Here is an 18435-nt window from a genome sequence, read left to right on the forward strand (position 1 = left end):
GAAGCCTAGGAGTTAGCTAAATCGCTTACAGAGGGCTCGCCCGCCAGAAACACCAGGTGCGTGCCGGACGGAGACGTCATTCAACAGCCCGACACGCACCCTCGTAGTCTGTCATTCCACCCGGCACCCTGTCATGAGCACCTCGCCAGGAACCAAGCATGCCGCTGCGGGCAAAAGGCCGGACGACCTTGTCCACCCCGCCAGACGCTAAGCGGGGCTGACTCCAGACGTGCTGAGACCGGGAGCCAGCCCCACCCCCAATGGCAAGCACGCCCGGGCGAAGACACAAGGACCTCCCCCAACAAGGACAGAGAACACTCACCGCTGCACATCATCCGCCAAAACACATGCTTCCAACAACAAATTTCGACCATCCCACCAGGAGCAGGTGGCCCCCGGACCAACTCTCGACGGACATACTGATGCAGCTCACGGGAACTGTGGGCGTCGCGTTACTCTGAGGGTAATGATCCGCCGTCTCCGGCGCCGCACCGGGGGTCAGGGAGATCATCCTCAAAAATGAACCAGACCCAGGCCGGGCGCCCCGGTATCACGCCGGATGAGCGTGCGCAGGAGCGTCCCGCCACCGGTTGAAACTGAAGCGCCGGGGCTGGACCCTGCCAGCGTCTCCGCCGTTCAAGAATGCTTCGCTAAGCTCAAGAACGGCAAGCCCGAGAAGGACAACATCGTCCGCAGGACAATGAAGCCCTCCGGTTTTGGCTGACAAAAGAAACGTGGAACAGGTCGCTGATAGGCCAGTCTGGGCATCAAGACGAGAACACGTTTGCCGCGAACGGGCCCATTCTGCCCGTCGATCGGCGTGGCTTACGGGCAGAGCCGGTCCAGGGTCTCTTGGAGGGCGGAGACCATTTGGTCATCCCACAGGTTGAGTTTGTCTGCCGTCTCTGGATCCTCGAGGGGTGTGGGCATCGGAGGTGGTATCAGGGTCATGGTGGCCTGGTACTGGCCATCGGTGCTTGCGACTGCCGCGGTGCGGTAGGTCCAGAACCCGCCAGTACCGCCGAACCGGTGGTTATCGTCGCAGTCTTGATTCCACTTCCAGAGCCCGAGGCCGTACAGGGGGAAGGCCTCGGTCCTGGTCATTTCCCGGGTGAGTCCTTGGACACCAGGTCCCCGCGGAACAATGCGGCGTAGAAGTCGTTGATATCGGACATGGTGGAAATTGCTCCGTAAGCAGGTGACCCAAGACCCCCCGGCGCTTCGGTGATATCGAGGCGTTCCCCGCGGTAGGTGATGTAGCCCCGGATGACTCGGGGTTCAGCGGCTGCCGCCTGACCAAGGGACGTGTCCTCCAGCTTCAACGGATCAATAACGTCCTGGCGCAGCACCTCGGTAAACGGGCGGCCCCGCAGCTTCTCCACGAGCTGGCCCAAGGCCATGTAAGCGGAATCGGAATAGCGGAAAGAGCCCACGTCCCGGGCCTCCCACGGCAGCTGAGCCGTCAGTTCCAGAGCCCGCTGGGTCGTAATGTCTTCCGTGATAACGCGTGGGACGTCGTCGGCGGTTTTCTCGGTGACCTCCTGGAAGGAGCGCATCCCCGAGGTGTGTCCCAGAAGCTGCCGGACCGTAATAGGGCCGGGTGGTTTGAGGACAGTGGTGAAACTGTCCAGGATGCCGTTCACCGAATCGTCCAGACCGATGAGGCCGTCTTCCACCAGCTTCATGACCGAGACGGCTGTCATGGACTTGGTGATACTCGCGATAAAAACTTGGTCGTCCGGCGTTGCCGCTTCCTTCGACTCCAGGTTCCGGACGCCATAAGCCCGGGACCACGTTCCTCCCGGCCACCTGACTTCCGCCACCACGGCAACGGAGCCCTGGTCCACAAAAGCGCGCATGGTGTTATCGATTGATCTGGTGGGCGGTGGCGCGGTGCCAAAGGAAGCAGGCCCGGGTGCGGGTTCAGAGTAACTGCACGCACCCAGTGCCAGCACCATTGCGGCCACTGCGCTAAGAAAAGGAATAGAGGACGTTTTCATGACGCCGCCAGATAATCAAAAGGGCTGAAGGGGCGGGCCGCGCACTACGCCGCCCCCGGTCAAGGGCTCCCCGGCGCATTAGTTCCAGCGACTTCAAGTTTAAGTATCGGGCCCTTGCCCGGTCGAGGTCCCGTCCTGGGCTGTCTTCAAAGGAAGGCGAAGGCGGCAGGCTTACCACCACCGAGTCAGCGCCCAGCCATTGATGGCGCCGTCTCCGCCGCTGCCATCCTTACCGCAGCGCAGGCAACGCGTATACAAGCCTCCGTCCTCGGCATGTTCAACGTGCCAATGATGCCGGAGATTCAGCTTGCACAGCAGAGCCTGGATCATGGCCAACTCCGATCCGAATCGCAGCCCTCTAGAGTTCAATACTGGCCTTCAGGCCGCCGCAATAGAAGACGGAAATTAGTGGGCCAAGCTAACGGGTAACCCACTGAACGTCGCCTGCCCAGAAACCGCCGAAGAACCTCGTTGGGTCGTCGGAGCCCACGGCACCTTTCAAGGATCTTCTGCCAGCTCAACACAAAATACTCCACGGACCCGAGCGTGACCTCGGCCAACTCTCAACCATAAGTGAACAGGAAGAACCTTACGAGCACATGGCCGCCCCGCCCCACCGCCGGGGGCCAACCAAGCAGGCTGAACTGGCACATAAAACTGTCTCCCGGCTGAATGCGGTCTCCCCGCAACGGCGTACTCCGGGTACCGGCCGACGGCGAAAGCTCCACTGATTGCCCCCATCTCTTTGGATGGCCAGCCGCCGCAGGGCGCCCAGCAGTAGGCTGGGCGTAAGTCTTGTGCGCGGAGAACTGAACGGCAGCTTCGAGACCGGAGGTGACGGGGTGCTCTTGGTAGATGGGACCGCGGCGCAACGAAGACGACTGTTGCCTGCTCCTGGCTGACCGTCTGGAAGTGGACTGCGGCATACCAGGTGATGGCATCCACTCAGCAAGTATCTCGGTACGCTCCCCCACGTGGGCCGTCACCGCGCAGTCCCCGCTCCTCCATGCCCGTTGTATGTGCTAACCAGCCGGGAGCGACGGCCGCTTTCTCACCTGGCTGGCTCGCAGAGTCGGTCAAGGGTCTCGTTGAGGGTCGACTCGATCTGGCCGTCCAGGAGCTCACGCCTGTCCTCGCTGGACTCGTCTTCTAACTCGGTGGGCATCGGCGGCGTGGTGACGGTCATCGCGGCCTGGTAGCGCCCGTCGTCGCTGCTGACGGCAACCGTCTGGTAGTCCCAGAAGGAGCCCCGGGCCTCGTGCCGCGACTTGATCGAGCATCCGTCCGCATGCTCCCAAATGCCCAGCCCGTATGGGGCGAAGCCGGGGGTAGTCTTCATCTCCCGCAGCGACGCCGCAGAGAGCGCGCGTCCCTGGAAGAGACCAGCCATAAAGAGGTTCATGTCTTCCACGGTCGACACCGCGCCCCCTCCCGGAGATCCGGCCATGAAGGTGTTGTCTGTGGTGTCGATGCGTTCACCGCGGAGGGTAACGTAGCCGTGCAAGAGGCCGGTTTCATGCGGGCCGATTCGGTCCAGGCTGGTGTTCTTCAGGCCGAGCGGTTCGAAAACCTCCTCATTCATGACCTGGGCGAAGGGCTTGTGCCGCAGCGTTTGGATCAGGAGGCCAAGCGCGAGGTAGTTCGTGTTCGAATACGCGAAGGACCCGACGCTGGACGCGGTCCAGGGGAGGGTTCCTGCTAACTGGATGCCCCGCTCCATCGTCAGAGGCCGGGACAGCACGGGGCGGAAGTCGACATCGCGTGGGAGAGCATCGTTGACTTCGGGCATCCCGGAAGTATGGCTGAGCAGCTGCCTCACTGAAATCGGACCCGGAGGCTTGAGTGCGGCCGTAAACTCGGGGATGACGTCATTGACGGGATCATCGAGTCCGATAAGGTTGTCGTCGACGAGCTTGAGCACCGCGACGGCCGTCATCGTTTTGGTGACGCTGGCGATTTGTACTCGATCTGTCGGTTGGGCCGGCGTCTTGGTGTCGAGGTCGCGCACGCCGTAGGCTCTGGACCACTCGCCGTCCGGCCACCGGATTTGTACAACGGCGGCCACCGCTCCTTGATCCATGAACATCTGGATCTGTCGCTGCAAGGGAGCCAAGGCTTCGAGTGAGCTTGGTGATGGTGTGGTTTCGTCTGTGGAGTACGTACACCCAGATACAGCGAGGACTAAGGCGAACGCCGCTCGCCTCCAAGTGCTATCCTTCGAGCTCATCTGAGCCATCCGTTCGGAACGAGAGGACAGGTGCTTGGCCGCAAGTGGCGCCATGCCCGGCCAGACCCGCTACGGTGCCATCGCCCCAGCACATCAATGGTAGGGCGGGTCCTCGCAATGGGGAAGCAGTGGCCCGGTAATTCAGCAGGTTTAGCGACCGGTCTGGGTCTCCCTGAGGAGGATAATTGCCTATCGAACCCCGAATGGGGGGCAAGTTGCGGCTGACGCTGCAACACTTCTTGGGATCTGAGGCGTCCCATTGGTCGAAGTACAAGTTGCCAGGTGGGGCCCTGTGTTTACGAAGTGACGCGTAGAAATGAGGGACTTAGACCTGGCCCACTGAGAGGCTCGGTCGCACGGCCGCCCACCACCGGGAACAATTCCTATGGGTTATCCACCCCTATCGCTGCAAGGGGAGCTACCCCAACGGCTCCTGACTTTCCAGCCGTGGATAACCCGAATTGATCCCAACGGTGGACGGAATGGAGTCACCCCCGCCAGCTTGTCCGAGCCTTTTCAGGTTGACGGAATATCAATTATCGGCGAACTGGAATAGCTGGGAAGCACCCGAGGTCAATCCCGGCAGCCAACTATGAACCTGGATGCAAGCAGCAGACGTAGAACCCGGCGCCGGCTCCGTCTTTCGGATGCGTGTTGCGGTTCCGCATGCCGGCGCCGGGAAGATGGGTCGTCCCCCGGCCCCTAGGAGTACGTCTGCAGGACCATCTTCTGGGCGCGATCTGAGCCTGCAGGAAAGGCCAAAACAGGTCCGTAGCCACGTCTGATCTGACTACGGACCTGACCGGTTGGGTTTTGGCTATCGGCCGATGCCCGTGACACCGACCATGATCGGGACGATGCTGATGATGAGGATCGCACCGAGAATATCGAAGGTGAATCCGGTGCGGACCATCCGGGTGATGGGAACGGCGCCCGAGCCGTAGACGATGGCGTTCTGCGGTGTGGAGACCGGCAGCATGAACCCGAAGGATGCGGCGAACGTTGCTGCGAGGGCGGGAACGAGGGGGTCGACTCCCATGGCGACGCACAACGGGATGACGATGGGGACAACGACGGCCGCGGATGCAGTGTTGCTGGTTGTTTCCGAGATGAGGATTGCCAGGATTGCCGCGAATGCGGTGATCGCTACGATGTTGGTGACGCCAAGGTTCTGAGCGGCAGCGTTCCCGATCGTTTGGGCGAGGCCGGTGGCCGAAAGGAGGGCGCCGAAGATGATGCCCGTACCGAAAAGGATGATGGTTCCCCAGTCGATTTTCGCGGCGTCGGACCAGGTCATGGTCGCGCGGCGTTCCTTCCAGTTGGTCGGAAGGATAAAGAGCAGGGATGCGCCGATCACAGCAACGATGCCTTCGTCCAGCCGGTCGTCAAGGAACGCATAGAGATCGGAGTCCGGACCGGTGATGAGGCTTGCGATTGCCGGGAGGAGCCACAGCGTGACGGTCAGGCCGAAAGCGATGAGGGTGTTGATTTCGGCCCGGGACATCTTTCCCTGCTCGGCCTTTTGCTCGCGGATGAATTTGTCCACGCCGTCGATGCGGCGGATTTCCGGCTTGTTCAAAAGGAACATGATGAGCGCCAGCACGACGAACATTGCTACGCAGACTGGGGCCACTGTGGCTGTCCATTGAACGAAGGAAATTTTGGTTCCGGTTGCTTCCTCGATGAGGCCGCGGCCGATGAGGTTCGGGGGTGCTCCTACCGGTGTCAGGAGGCCACCGACGCTGGCGCCGTAGGCGAGCATCAGCATCAGGGCTGCGCCGACGCGGAGGCGGAGCGGGTCGAAGTCTGCCTTGACGACGCCGCGGTCCTGCATCAGTTTTGCGATCACGGCCAGGATGCCCAGGGCGGTGGGCATCAGCATTGCGACCGTGGCTGTGTTTGAAACGAACGCGGACAGGACGCAGGTGATTACGCCGAAGGCGATGATGACGCGGTAGGTGGATTTCGCGACACCGGGAATGGACAGAACGGCGAATGCCAGCCGCTGGGCTATGCCGTGTTTGAGCATGGCCGCCGCGAGTATGAAGGCGCCGATGAAGGTGAAGATGGTTGTCGAGCCAAAGGGTCGCAGCACCTCATTGGCTGGTGCCACGCCGAGCAGGACGACAGCAGCAACACCGATGAGCCCACCCACCGGGATGGGTACCGGTTCGCAAATCCACAGAATAATGACACCCAGCAGAACAGCTGCGAGCAGCTGCTGCGTATGATCCATCCCGGTCGGGAGAAGCGCGAAAATAACCGATACCGCCGGCGCCAGAAAGAATCCCAGTGTCTGCCGGGCCCGCTCGAACTTCTCCTCCCGCGGAGTCAGCTTCTGCTCGCTCAGGCTCTTGAACGTCTTGCCGCCCAGTAGGGCGGCCCGAACGTCCGTCCGCTGGGGTGGTGAGGTGGCCGCTGAAGACTCAGTCAAATTGCTGGACATCGTCGTCCTTTCGTCATAGGGGTTGGACCTACTGTGCATCCGTGACCCGAATCACGTCCAAGACCAATTCCCTACTTATCCAATAGGTAAAACCGATCTCATCTCCTTTGCGAGTCTGCTGGGCCTATCGAAGTATGGGCAGCCACGCATTCCGGTGCCTCCTGCACGCCACTTTGGTGCGAACTGTTCCAACCCATGAACGGATCTCTAGTGAGGTCTGTGGAGATAAAGCCGAGGGATTCTGCATGGGACCGGTCCAGACAACAAGGCTGAACCTAGCGGTCAGGGGCGTGCGGCCCCGGCCGCTGCTTGGACTGAATTCAACACACACCGGACAAACCATCGTGGGACGTGGACGGCAACCACGCCAAAACAATGAATGGTGCGGGGCATCCTGAAAAAGTTTGCAATACTTCAGAAAGTGTTGCAATGTTATTTCAGGAATTTTCAAACCGCGACGAGGACCAATGATGGCCCTGAAGAACAGAGGTGTTCGTGTCAGCAGCAATACCGCCGGGCCAAACCCCAGATCCATGTCTCGGCCGCGTTACCCCGCATGAGTCTCCCGACCCAACGCGCCAGGTGAGGAGTAAAACAACGCACTCTCCTGTCACTCATCTTGTGCTGATGGGCGTGGCCGGTTCAGGAAAATCGACCGTCGCTTCCGCCCTATCCCGCACTCTGGGGTGGCCCCTGGCCGAGGCGGACGAATTCCATCCCCAGGAGAACATCGACAAAATGGCCAGCGGCATTCCGCTCGAGGACGAGGATCGTTGGCCTTGGCTGGCATTGATCCGCGATTGGATGACGGAGAGAGCTGAGGAGCGCCGAAGCACCGTGATCACCTGCTCGGCCCTTAAGCAGAGCTACCCCCGGCTGCTCTCTGAGGCCGAAGGCCACGTGATATTTATTCACCTCGATGGAAACTCTGAGCTTTTCGCCGAGCGGATGCAGTGTCGCGAGGGGCACTTTATGCCCCCTGGTCTTCTGCCGAGTCAGCTCGCCGCCCTTGAACCACTTACTCCCGAAGAACTGGCCGCTGGCAGCTTACGTGTGGATATCTCCCCCCCTCCGGGCCAGCTCGTGCAACGCGTAATGGCCCACCTCAAGGATGCCTAGCCAGCGTCTGGCCGCCTTCAGACGATTTTCGCAACTCCAATAAATTTTGTTTCAAAGGAGAACACCATGACCATCGAAGGATGGACTCAAACCCTCGGGGCGGGCCCACTTCTGCTCATAGCAGCAGCAGCCATCGCCGTCCTGCTCGTGCTGATCATCCGCTTCCGGATGCATGCCCTGATCGCTTTGATAGTGGTCAGCCTATTGACTGCTTTCGCCACAGGCATTCCAACGGACAAGGTTGTTTCGGTGCTGCTCAGCGGCTTCGGGACCACCCTTGGCACGGTGGCACTTCTCGTCGGTCTGGGCGCCATGCTCGGACGCATCGTGGAAACCAGCGGCGGCGCAAAGGTGTTGGCCGACTACCTTGTCAACCTCTTCGGTGAGAAACGGGCACCCTTCGCCCTGGGCCTCGCTTCGCTGATCTTCGGCTTCCCAATCTTCTTCGATGCCGGCCTCGTCGTAATGCTCCCGGTGGTCTTTGCCGTTGCACACCGCCTCGGAGGGGGCATGCTTCGCTACGGTCTTCCGGCAGCCGGCGCCTTCTCCGTCATGCACATTTTCCTGCCACCACACCCGGGACCGGTCTCAGCCTCGGCCCTGCTCGACGCAAATATCGGACTTGTGGTGATTGCCGGCCTGGTCGCCGCCATCCCGACCTGGTACCTTGCCGCCTACCTTTACGGACTCTGGGTCGGCAAGCGCCTCGTGCTGCCCGTGCCAGCGATCCTCGGCACCGCGACCGCAGAGGCCGAAACCCACCCGCCGAGGTTCCGCACCGTGGTAGGCGTATTGCTACTGCCGCTGGTTCTCATCTTTCTCAACACTGGCCTCAATACCCTCGCCACCTCGGGGGTCCTGGAGGAATCTGTTAGGCAGCAGTTCTGGTTCCAGATCCTGCGGACGCTGGGTGAAACCCCGGTCGCTTTGCTCATTTCCGTCCTCGTTGCCGCGCTTGTACTCGGCATGCGCCGTGGCCTCCACGGCAGCGCTCTGGAGAAGCTACTTGAGTCCTCCTTGGGACCTGTTTGCTCAGTCATCCTGATCACGGGCGCCGGGGGCATGTTCGGCGGGGTGCTGCGAACCTCAGGTATCGGTGACGCCCTTGCGGATGTGCTCGGCGACTTAGGCGTCCCACTCATCGTCGCCGGCTTCCTGATTTCCGCCATCCTGCGCGTCGCCCAGGGTTCAGCCACTGTGGCCCTGACCACCGCTGCGGGTCTTATTGCTCCGGCCGTCGCTGCTGCTGACCTGAACGGAATGCAGATAGCCGCGATCGTCATCGCCGTCGCGGCCGGCTCCGTAGTCGCCTCTCACGTCAACGACTCCGGTTTTTGGCTAGTGAGCCGGTTCTTTGGCATGGACGTCAAGACGACTTTGAGCACGTGGACAGTGATGCAAACGATTATGGGAATCATGGGATTCGCCATCGCCGCCGGCGTATACGGGCTTGCATCTCTTGCGGGCAGCTAACGGCCGGCTTTCCACTACAGCTTCCGTTCGACCCACAGAAGGAACACACATGGCTTCCGAAGCATTCGATCTCACAGGCCGTACAGCCCTTATAACCGGCTCAAGCCGGGGCATCGGCAAAGCCCTCGCCATCGGGCTCGCCGAGGCCGGCGCAACGGTAGTGCTCAACGGCGTTGACCGCAACCGGCTCGAGATAACCCGTGCAGAGCTCGCCGGTAGATTCGGGGAGGATCGCGTCCGGGCTGTCGCCTTCGACGTCACTGACGAGGACGAAGTCCTGCGCGGCACTGCAGAAGCCGGTCACGTCGATATTTTGGTAAACAACGCCGGTGTCCAGCACCGCGAGCCCCTCGTTGACGTTTCCCTGGAGAACTGGGAACGGGTGCTGCGCACAGACCTCACGAGCGCCTTCCTGGTAGGCCGGACTGTTGCCCGCGGCATGCTGGAACGCGGCTACGGCAAGATCGTGAACATCTGCTCCGTGCAGACCGACCTGGCACGCCCCACAATCGCGGCCTACACCGCAGCCAAGGGCGGGCTACGGAACCTGACCCGAGCCATGACGGCCGAATGGGCAGGAGCGGGCATCACCATCAACGGGGTCGCCCCCGGCTATATCCATACCGAAATGACCCAGAACCTCGTCGATAACGAAACCTTTAACTCCTGGATCCTGGGGAGAACCCCTGCAGGGCGCTGGGGACTGGTTGAGGACCTGATCGGGCCGACGGTGTGGCTGTGCTCGGACGCATCCGCGTACGTCAACGGCCAAGTTATTTTCGTCGACGGCGGCATGACCGTCGTCGTGTAAGCACAAGTCTTAGAAACTGAAGGAGCAGATTATGCAGCAAAACCTGGGCATCGTAGCCCACGGCAAGGGCGACGTTCGCCTCCAGGAACTGGCCGAGCCGACTCCCTCACCGCACGAGGCGGTCGTCGCAGTCGCGTACGGAGGCGTATGCGGCTCCGACCTGCACTACTGGCAGCACGGCGCCGCGGGGGAATCCATCCTCCGTGCACCCATGCTGCTGGGACATGAAGTAGTCGGGACCGTCGCGGTGGCCGCAGCTGACGGCAGCGGCCCGAAGGCCGGAACCCCCGTTGCAGTTCATCCGGCAAACCCCGCCCCGGGCGCGGAGCGCTACCCGGCGGATCGGCCCAACCTCTCGCCGGGGTGCACCTACCTGGGTTCAGCGGCCAGGTTCCCCCACACTGACGGCGCCTTCGCACGCAACGTCGCACTGTCGACAAGCATGCTCCGTCCGCTCCCAGCCGGCCTGCCACTGGAACGCGCGGCAGTGGCCGAGCCGGCCGCTGTCGCCTGGCACGCCGTTGCTCGCGCCGGAGAAGTGCGCGGCAAACGCGCCCTCGTGGTCGGCAGCGGACCCATCGGCGCCCTCGCTGTCGCCGTGCTCCGGCGAGCTGGCGCCGCGGAAATCATTGCCGTCGACATTCACGACAAGCCGCTGGGAATCGCCGCGGCACTGGGGGCCACGAAAACTGTCAAGGCACCTTCAGCTGAGGAGGCGGCGCTATTCGACGCCGACGTTGTCATCGAGTCCTCCGGCTCGCACCACGGCCTTGCTACCGCTGTGCTCGGGGCCACCAGGGGTGGCCGCGTCGTGATGGTTGGCCTCCTGCCCACCGGCCCGCAGCCTGCCCTGATTTCCCGGGCCATCGTCCGCGAACTCGAGTTGGTGGGCTCCTTCCGCTTCAACGACGAGATTGACGAGGTACTCAAAGCTCTCGCCGACGGCTCACTGGCTGTGGAACCAGCGGTGACCCATATCCTGCCCGTCGAGAAGGCGCTGGAAGCGTTCGAGACAGCTCGGGACGCCTCAATCTCCGGCAAGGTGCTACTCGCCTTCTAGATACCCGCGGCACGTCGTTGCACGCCCCACACATGAAGGACCTCCCGGTGCTAACGGCTCCTGCCGAGAGCCCACACCAGGAGGTCCTTTCGTGTCTCAACGAGACCCGAGGGCCATGTTTCAGGTTCAGCCGCTCGGCCGATTACGAAGGGCAACCAAAAGTGAACAGCTCCAAACCTGGGACTGGGCTGTCCTGCGGGAGTTCTAAGCGGACAGGAGGTTTGGACTTTTATGAAAAATATTGCAAGTATTTTCAGTACCGAATAAAGGCACGACAACGGGGGCTGGATGGCTGCGACACTTTCTGACGTTGCAACGCGGGCGGGGGTCTCCCTTGCCACGGCTTCCCGCGCTTTCAAAGACCCTGCAATGTTGGCGTCCGGCACACGCCAACGGGTGATGGCTGCTGCCGCCGAAGTAGGTTATGGCGCGCCGCTCTACAACGGGAGCCGGACTCTGGGAGTGGTGGTTCCGGATATGTCGAACGCCGTTTTGTCTGCGCAAATAAAGTCCATGCAAGAACAGGTTTGGCACGGACGACACCGAATGGTCCTTGCCGACACCAGCGAGGACACCGTCCGTGAGAGGGAAATCCTGGAACGAATGTCCAGCGAACTCGACGGAATTGTCCTGGTCTCTCCCCGGTTGCCCGCACTGGACATCGAAGCCGCTGTCGGTGCTGCGCCCCTCGTGATCGTCAACGCCGAGGCAGGAACTGCCCCGCGCATCCTGATGGACGAAGCTCAAGGCCTTCGAGAAGCGGTAGAGCATCTCTACGCATTGGGGCACAGAAAAATTGTTTATGTTCCCGGCCCCGCGTCTTCAGCGGCGAACACACGTCGGAAAGCTGCCTTGGTCCGGTTCTGTCAGGAACGGGATATCGATTTGGTCTTCGCCGGGAATCAGGCAGCTACTGTGCTCGGAGGTAGGTCCGCTGCAGCATCTGTTATTGCGAGTGGCGCTACGGCCGTGGTCGCATACAACGATCTGGTCGCCCTGGGCGTTATGTCCGGGGCCAGGGATCTGGGAAGACAATGTCCCGGTGACCTAAGCATCGTTGGTATCGATGACATAGAAATGGCATCGGTATTCGACCCAGGGCTAACAACAGTCAGGCTGCCCATCGAACGAAGCGGCGCGCTAGGCATGGAGATGCTCCTTGACCTGATAGCAGGGCGGTCCCTGTCCAGAACGGAAGTGCGCCTGGAGTCACAGCTAATCGTCCGCTACTCGACGTCCACTGCGCCCTCGGGCACATGATCACCCTTCATATCCCCTGTCCGACTGTTGCTCTGGGCGACACTCCGAACCTGGACTACGTCCGGTACATCCGCTTGCCAAGGAAGAACGAGAGGAAGACGTCACCCGCTTCCTGGATAGGAGTATCTCGAAAATATCCACGGATGAAAGCTTTTGCTCCGCGGAGGGGTCGTCCAAACCGTAGCGCAAGCCTCCCGAACGTTATGACGGAGCCGAAACGCGTAGCAGATTACTTCCGTTTGGCTAGACCCTGGCGTCCAGGAGTGTCGTGTACCCCTCCGCCTTGTGGAACAGGCGGCGTCCGGCGCCGCTGTCTTGGAGCAGCCACAAGTATCGGCCATCGTCGGAGATGGCGTCCACACGTCCCGTGATCCGCGGGTTTCGCTTATCTGATGTCAGCAGCACGACGGTGTCACCCGGGGTCAGCTCGCGCCAGCTGGATACCTCCTTTCGGAGGTGGCTGGAGAGCATGGGGTGGGGGGTGCTGGGATTCGAGATGTACATGCCGTGCCCTTCGCTTTATCAGGGTCGTTAGTCAGTTGGCCAGCGACAGTGCTCGATGTGCCGATTCCTTGGCGGGGAAGGACGGCGGGTTCACACCGGCCATTTCCTCCATAACGCGGACCACCTGGCAGCTGTAACCGAACTCGTTGTCGTACCAGACGTAGAGCACCAGGTTCTTCTCATTGGAGATGGTGGCGAGGCCGTCAACGATGCCCGCACGACGGGAACCAACGAAGTCGGTGGAGACCACCTCGGGCGAGTCGATGTAGTCGATCTGCTTGCGCAGGTCCGAGTGCAGCGACATCTCGCGCAGGTAGTTGTTGACCTCGTCCTTGGTGGTCCCGTTTTCCAGGCTCAGGTTCAGGATGGCCAGCGAAACGTCCGGAGTGGGGACGCGGATGGAGCTGCCGGTGAGCTTACCCAGCAGTTCCGGCAGGGCCTTTGCCACGGCCTTGGCGGCCCCGGTCTCGGTGATCACCATGTTCAGCGCGGCCGAACGGCCACGGCGGTCGCCCTTGTGGAAGTTGTCGATCAGGTTCTGGTCGTTCGTGAACGAGTGGACCGTCTCGACGTGGCCGTGGACAACGCCGAACTTATCGTTGATGGCCTTGAGCACTGGAGTGATGGCGTTGGTGGTACAGGAGGCGGCGGACACGATCTGGTCGGTGCCCCTCGATGCCGCGGTGGTTGATGCCGTGGACGATGTTCTTCAGTTCGCCCTTGCCCGGGGCGGTCAGCAGCACCCGTGCAACCCCCTTGCTCTGCAGGTGCTGGGACAGGCCTTCAGCGTCACGCCAGCGGCCTGTGTTGTCCACCACCAGGGCGTCGTTGATGCCATAGACGGTGTAGTCGATGGTGGCGGGGTCGTTCGAGTAGATGACCTGCACCTGGACGCCGTTGGCCGTGATGGTGTTGGCTTCCTCGTCCACGCGGATGGTGCCCTCGAACGAACCGTGCACCGAGTCGCGGCGCAGCAGGCTGGCGCGCTTTGAAAGGTCGTTGTCCGAGCCCCTGCGCACCACGATGGCACGCAGCCGCAGGCCGTGGCCGCCACCGGCCTTTTCGATCAGGAGGCGGGCCAGGAGCCGGCCGATGCGGCCAAAGCCGTAGAGCACGACGTCGGTGCTGGTGCGGTCGTCGCCGCCGTGCTTGCCCACCACATCTGCCAGTTCGGCGCGAAGGAACTCCTCCAGGGTGGCGTCGCCGCCCTCTTCCTTGAACTTCTGGTTCAGCCGGGCGATGTCGATCGCTGCCGCACCGAGCTCCAGTCCCGCCAGGGTGTTCAGGAGCGGAGCAGTTTCCTCCAGCAGCAGTTCGTCCTTGCTCATCCGGCGCGCAAAGCGGTGCGCCTTGAGGATGTTCATGGTGGATTTGTTGATCAGGCTCCGGCCATGGATGCTGGTCACCACGTTGTTCTCGCGGTACAGCCGGCCGATCACCGGAATCATGGCCTCGGCGAGGGCCTCCCGGCCCATCCACGTATCAAGACAAGAATCTGACGTCTGGCTCACAGAAATACCTTCCTCGGTTCAGCCGCATACGTCCTCGTACACGAATGTCGGCCACCTGATGATGTCCAGGGCGGCCATCGACCAAACCTTCGGGCACTGCGGCTCCTGAAAGTGGCTGCTATATCGTTCCATTAGAGCCACTGCTAGGGGGATGCGTCCAAGACCTAGAAGCACTCCGGCTGATAGGCCTAGGCTATCTGGGCTGATGGGGTGCGTGTCCAAGGCCTCTGACAGAAACCCGAGGTTCGAAAACCATTAAGGAGTTGCGTGGATACGCGAAAGTTGAAGTATTTTTTGGCCGTGGTTGACCACGACGGATTCAACCGGGCGGCAGAGCATTTGCTGATCGCGCAGCCTTCCCTATCGCAGACGATTGCGAGCCTGGAGAAGGACCTGGGCGTGCCGCTGTTTCATCGCATCGGGCGCCGCGCTGTCCTGAGCGAAGCGGGTAAGGAACTGGTCGGGCCGGCCCGGCTGGTGATGCGTGATCTCGATGCTGCGGCCTCGGCGGTCCAGGCTCTTCGCGGGATCCGAAGCGGGCGGCTGGATATCATTTCGATGCCCTCCCCCGGCATTGAGCCGCTGACGTCCATGATCGCCGGCTTCACTCGGCTGCACCCATCTGTCCGGCTGAATGTCAGCGCTGCCTTCACACCGGAAGAAGTTATTGACTCTGTCCGGTCAGGCAGCACGGAGATTGGCCTCGCCGGCTCCCCTACCCCCATCCGGGTACCCGGCGTCCAGGTCCTTGAGCTGGAACGCCAGCCACTGATTCTCATCGTCAACCCGCAGGCAGACACCTTCAACCCTGGCGAGTCGATACAACGGGAAGACCTGGGCGGACACCGGTTGATTGCGAGCCAGCGCGGATCCCTGATGCGCTGGCTGGTGGACGACGCGCTGGCCCACGGCGTCGACACCGAAATCGTTGTCGAAGTCGCCCACCGGACCTCGATCCTGCCGCTCGTGCTCGCGGGCGTGGGCCACGCGGTGATGCCTTCATCCTGGGCGCCGCTGGCCCAGAAATCAGGATTGAGAACCCTGCTGATTGAACCCGTCTCCCACTTGGACGTTGCGGTGCTCAGCCGGAAGGAGGACCTCACGCCCGCCGCCCGGGCCTTCCTGGCTGTGGCGGAACTCCACGCCTCCCCCGCACCCTGAGCTGCCGCTGCCAGCATCGATAGGCACAACCTATTTAACGGATCGAATCTTGGTCTTGGACGCCGTATGGGAGAAGGCCGTCTACTTGAAGAGGAAGAACAGTGTGACCCCGCTAACAGGCTCACTGCTAAATACTCAACGAGGAGGTAGGCACATGAGCGCCACCCAGAATTTCCGCATCGCATCCATCCCCGCCGACGGCGTCGGCAAGGAAGTCGTCTCCGCAGGCCGCCGCGTCCTGGACGCCCTGGCAGCAAACTCCAACGGCAAGTTCGCCTTCGACTGGACCGAGTTCCCCTGGGGCTGCGGCTACTACGCAGAAACCGGCAAGATGATGGCCGACGATGGCCTGGAAACGCTGAAGGACTTTGACGCGATCTACTTCGGCGCCGTCGGCTGGGAAAACGTCCCGGACCACATCAGCCTCTGGGGCCTGCGCCTGAACATCACCCAGAACTTCGACCAGTGGGCCAACATCCGCCCCGTGAAGTTCCTCCCCGGCGTCCAGTCCCCGCTGCGCAAGGCCGACAACACCGAACTCGACTGGGTCGTGGTCCGCGAAAACAGCGAAGGCGAATACGCCGGCCTGGGCGGCCGCAACCTCAGCGGCCGCGGCCCCGGCAACGAAGTCGCCCTGCAGACCGCCCTGTTCACCGAAAAAGGCTGTGAGCGCATCATGCGCTTCGCGTTCGACCTCGCCCGAACCCGCACCGTGAAGAAGGTCTCCTCGGTCACCAAGTCCAACGCCCAGCAGTACGGCATGGTCCTCTGGGACGAAGTCTTCAACCGCGTCGCCCTGGACTACCCTGACGTACAGACCGAAAGCGTCCTCGTGGATGCCATGAGCGCCAAGTTCATCCTCAAGCCCGAAGACCTCTCCGTCGTGGTGGCGTCCAACCTGAACGCCGACATCCTCTCCGACCTCGGCTCCGCGCTTGCCGGCAGCCTGGGCCTGGCCGCCAGCGCCAACCTCAACCCGGAGCGCCGCTTCCCCTCCATGTTCGAACCGGTCCACGGCTCCGCCCCGGACATCGCCGGACAGGGCATCAGCAACCCCATCGGCGCCATCGCCTCCGCTGCCCTCATGCTGGACCACTTCGGCCTGCACGAGGAAGCACGCAAGGTTGAAGCCGCCATCGAAGCGGCCACCGGCTCAGGCCACCTGACCCGCGACGTCGGCGGGAACGCCAACACCGACGACGTCACCGAGGCCATCATCAAAGCCCTGACCAACACCCTGGCCGCCGTCTAGCCAGAAAACCCTGCCGGGTTCGATCCCGGCGGTCAGTACATAGCCCGGAGTGGACGGCGGCAGAACACCGCCGCCGTCCACTCCGTCATGCCCACCTTCATCGAGCACCCTCCAGCTACATTCCACAACGAGGTAGGAATCATGGACCACATCACTACCGCCGGTACAGCTTCGGCGGCCCGCAAAACACCTTTGTACCGCCAACTGTATTTCTGGGTACTGACCGCCATCGTCGTCGGTATCCTTGTCGGCTGGCTCGCGCCCAGTGTCGGCATCGCCATGGAACCCATCGGAACCACCTTCGTTGATGCAATGAAGATGCTCATCGGCCCCATCGTGTTCCTGACCATCGTTGGCGGCATCGCCAGCGTCGCTGACCTCAAAAAGGTGGGCATGACGGGCCTGAAAGCCCTCACCTACTTCCAGGTCGGCACCATCCTGGCCATGATCTTCGGCCTCGTAGCCATCAACATTTTCCGGCTGGGCGACGGCGTCAACGCAGATGCTGGCAGCATCGAGACCTCCGAGTCCGCCGCAAAGCTGATCGACGCCGGAGCGAACCAGGAATGGTGGCAGTTCCTCACCCACATCATCCCGGAAAGCATGGTCTCCCCCTTCGTTGAGGGCAACATCCTGCAGATCATCTTCATCGCCGTCATCTTCGGTATCGCCCTGAACGCCATGGGCAAGGTCGGTGCCCCCGTCCTGGACGGTGTACAGCGCCTCACCGGGGTCATGTTCAAGATCCTCAGCTTCATCATGAAGGCCGCCCCCATTGGTGCCTTCGGCGCCATGGCCTACGCCGTCGGCAAGTTCGGCGTCTCATCCCTGACCAGCATGGGCGGACTCATTGCCCTGTTCTACATCACCTCCATCCTCTTCGTGGTGATCGTGCTCGGCTCCATCATGCTTTTCCTGAAGCTGAACATCTTCACGATGATCCGCCACCTCAAAGAGGAATACATGCTCATCCTCGGCACCTCCACCGCCGAACCGGCACTGCCGGGCCTGATGCGCAAGCTCGAGCACGCCGGCGTCAAGAAGGAAACCGTAGGCCTGGTCGTCCCCACCGGCTACAGCTTCAACCTCGACGGCGCCGCCATCTACCTCTCCCTCGCCGCCCTCTACATCGCCCAGGCCACCAACACTGACCTGACCATCGGTGAACAGCTGGGCCTGCTCGCCGTCATGCTCCTGACCTCCAAGGGAGCTGCAGGCGTCGCCGGCGGCGGCTTCATCGCCCTCACCGCCACTTTGACCACTCTGGGCACCATCCCGGCTGCGGGCATCATGCTCATCTTCGGCATCGACAAGTTCATGTCCGAATGCCGCGCCCTGGTCAACTTCACCGGCAACGCCGTCGCCACCCTCTTCATCGCCTGGTGGGACCGCACCCTGGACGCCGACCGCGCCCGCCGCGTCTTCAACGGTGAAAACGTGGAGCCCATGCCCTCCGAGGACCCGATCCATCTGGACGAGGTCGTTGACATCGATGATGACCTCACCGAGTACGGACACCACGGGCCCCAGGAAACTGTTGCCAAGCACGCGGGCCCGGTTGCCGAGCTTGCCCCGGCGGGCTCCCGTCCCATCCACTCGGAGACTTTCTAA

13 protein-coding genes and 1 pseudogene are annotated in these 18435 nt (G+C 62.0%); 8 read left to right on the top strand and 6 right to left on the bottom strand.

The genetic code is table 11. The features are described 5' to 3' along the window. Window positions 1–825: 825 nt before the first annotated feature. The 4 genes from DXK94_RS21620 to DXK94_RS07740 form a co-directional block, all read right to left on the bottom strand. Window positions 826–1104, bottom strand: a complete 279-nt coding sequence (locus DXK94_RS21620; RefSeq protein ID WP_258868479.1) for a hypothetical protein — start codon at window positions 1102–1104, stop codon at window positions 826–828. After that, window positions 1101–1859 carry a serine hydrolase gene (locus DXK94_RS21625; RefSeq protein WP_258868480.1) on the bottom strand — a complete coding sequence of 253 codons (759 nt, stop codon included), beginning with the start codon at window positions 1857–1859 and terminating at the stop codon, window positions 1101–1103. Before DXK94_RS21625 ends, DXK94_RS21620 begins: the two co-directional genes overlap by 4 nt. Window positions 1860–3051: 1192 nt before the next feature. Then, the gene (locus tag DXK94_RS07735; RefSeq protein WP_258868481.1) at window positions 3052–4104 is read right to left on the bottom strand and encodes a serine hydrolase; all 1053 of its coding nucleotides are present in this window, start codon (window positions 4102–4104) and stop codon (window positions 3052–3054) included. Between the two features lie 940 nt (window positions 4105–5044). Beyond that, the gene (locus DXK94_RS07740; RefSeq protein WP_115524527.1) at window positions 5045–6673 is read right to left on the bottom strand and encodes a DASS family sodium-coupled anion symporter; all 1629 of its coding nucleotides are present in this window, start codon (window positions 6671–6673) and stop codon (window positions 5045–5047) included. Window positions 6674–7300: 627 nt separating this feature from the next. Here DXK94_RS07740 and DXK94_RS07745 point away from each other — a divergent pair. The 5 genes from DXK94_RS07745 (at window position 7301) to DXK94_RS07765 (ending at window position 12396) form a co-directional block, all read left to right on the top strand. Beyond that, window positions 7301–7792 carry a gluconokinase gene (locus DXK94_RS07745; RefSeq protein ID WP_115524696.1) on the top strand — a complete coding sequence of 164 codons (492 nt, stop codon included), beginning with the start codon at window positions 7301–7303 and terminating at the stop codon, window positions 7790–7792. A gap of 66 nt (window positions 7793–7858) precedes the next feature. Further along, window positions 7859–9265, top strand: coding sequence for a GntP family permease (locus DXK94_RS07750; protein ID WP_115524528.1), 1407 nt, complete (start codon window positions 7859–7861; stop codon window positions 9263–9265). Window positions 9266–9314: 49 nt separating this feature from the next. Continuing rightward, window positions 9315–10076, top strand: a complete 762-nt coding sequence (locus DXK94_RS07755; protein ID WP_115524529.1) for an SDR family oxidoreductase — start codon at window positions 9315–9317, stop codon at window positions 10074–10076. 31 nt (window positions 10077–10107) lie between these two features. Further along, the gene (locus tag DXK94_RS07760; RefSeq protein ID WP_115524530.1) at window positions 10108–11136 is read left to right on the top strand and encodes an L-idonate 5-dehydrogenase; all 1029 of its coding nucleotides are present in this window, start codon (window positions 10108–10110) and stop codon (window positions 11134–11136) included. A gap of 288 nt (window positions 11137–11424) precedes the next feature. After that, complete coding sequence (locus DXK94_RS07765) at window positions 11425–12396, top strand: LacI family DNA-binding transcriptional regulator (RefSeq protein ID WP_115524531.1); 972 nt, start codon at window positions 11425–11427, stop codon at window positions 12394–12396. 243 nt (window positions 12397–12639) lie between these two features. Here DXK94_RS07765 and DXK94_RS07770 read toward each other — a convergent pair whose 3' ends face one another. Next, a complete protein-coding gene (locus DXK94_RS07770) occupies window positions 12640–12900 on the bottom strand; it encodes a hypothetical protein (RefSeq protein ID WP_115524532.1) in 261 nt (86 codons plus the stop codon). A 31-nt stretch (window positions 12901–12931) separates the two neighbouring features. After that, window positions 12932–14375: pseudogene (locus DXK94_RS07775) on the bottom strand (glyceraldehyde-3-phosphate dehydrogenase). A 303-nt stretch (window positions 14376–14678) separates the two neighbouring features. Here DXK94_RS07775 and DXK94_RS07780 point away from each other — a divergent pair. The 3 genes from DXK94_RS07780 to dctA all read left to right on the top strand — a co-directional run bounded on the left by DXK94_RS07780 (window position 14679) and on the right by dctA (window position 18435). Continuing rightward, on the top strand, window positions 14679–15572 hold the full coding sequence (locus DXK94_RS07780) for a LysR family transcriptional regulator (RefSeq protein WP_115524533.1): 894 nt from the start codon (window positions 14679–14681) through the stop codon (window positions 15570–15572). A gap of 154 nt (window positions 15573–15726) precedes the next feature. After that, window positions 15727–16824, top strand: a complete 1098-nt coding sequence (locus tag DXK94_RS07785; RefSeq protein WP_115524534.1) for a tartrate dehydrogenase — start codon at window positions 15727–15729, stop codon at window positions 16822–16824. 141 nt (window positions 16825–16965) lie between these two features. Continuing rightward, on the top strand, window positions 16966–18435 hold the full coding sequence (gene dctA / locus DXK94_RS07790) for a C4-dicarboxylate transporter DctA (protein WP_115524535.1): 1470 nt from the start codon (window positions 16966–16968) through the stop codon (window positions 18433–18435).

This window comes from Arthrobacter sp. RT-1, assembly GCF_003367205.1.
In the GTDB taxonomy this organism is placed as follows: Bacteria; Actinomycetota; Actinomycetes; order Actinomycetales; family Micrococcaceae; genus Arthrobacter.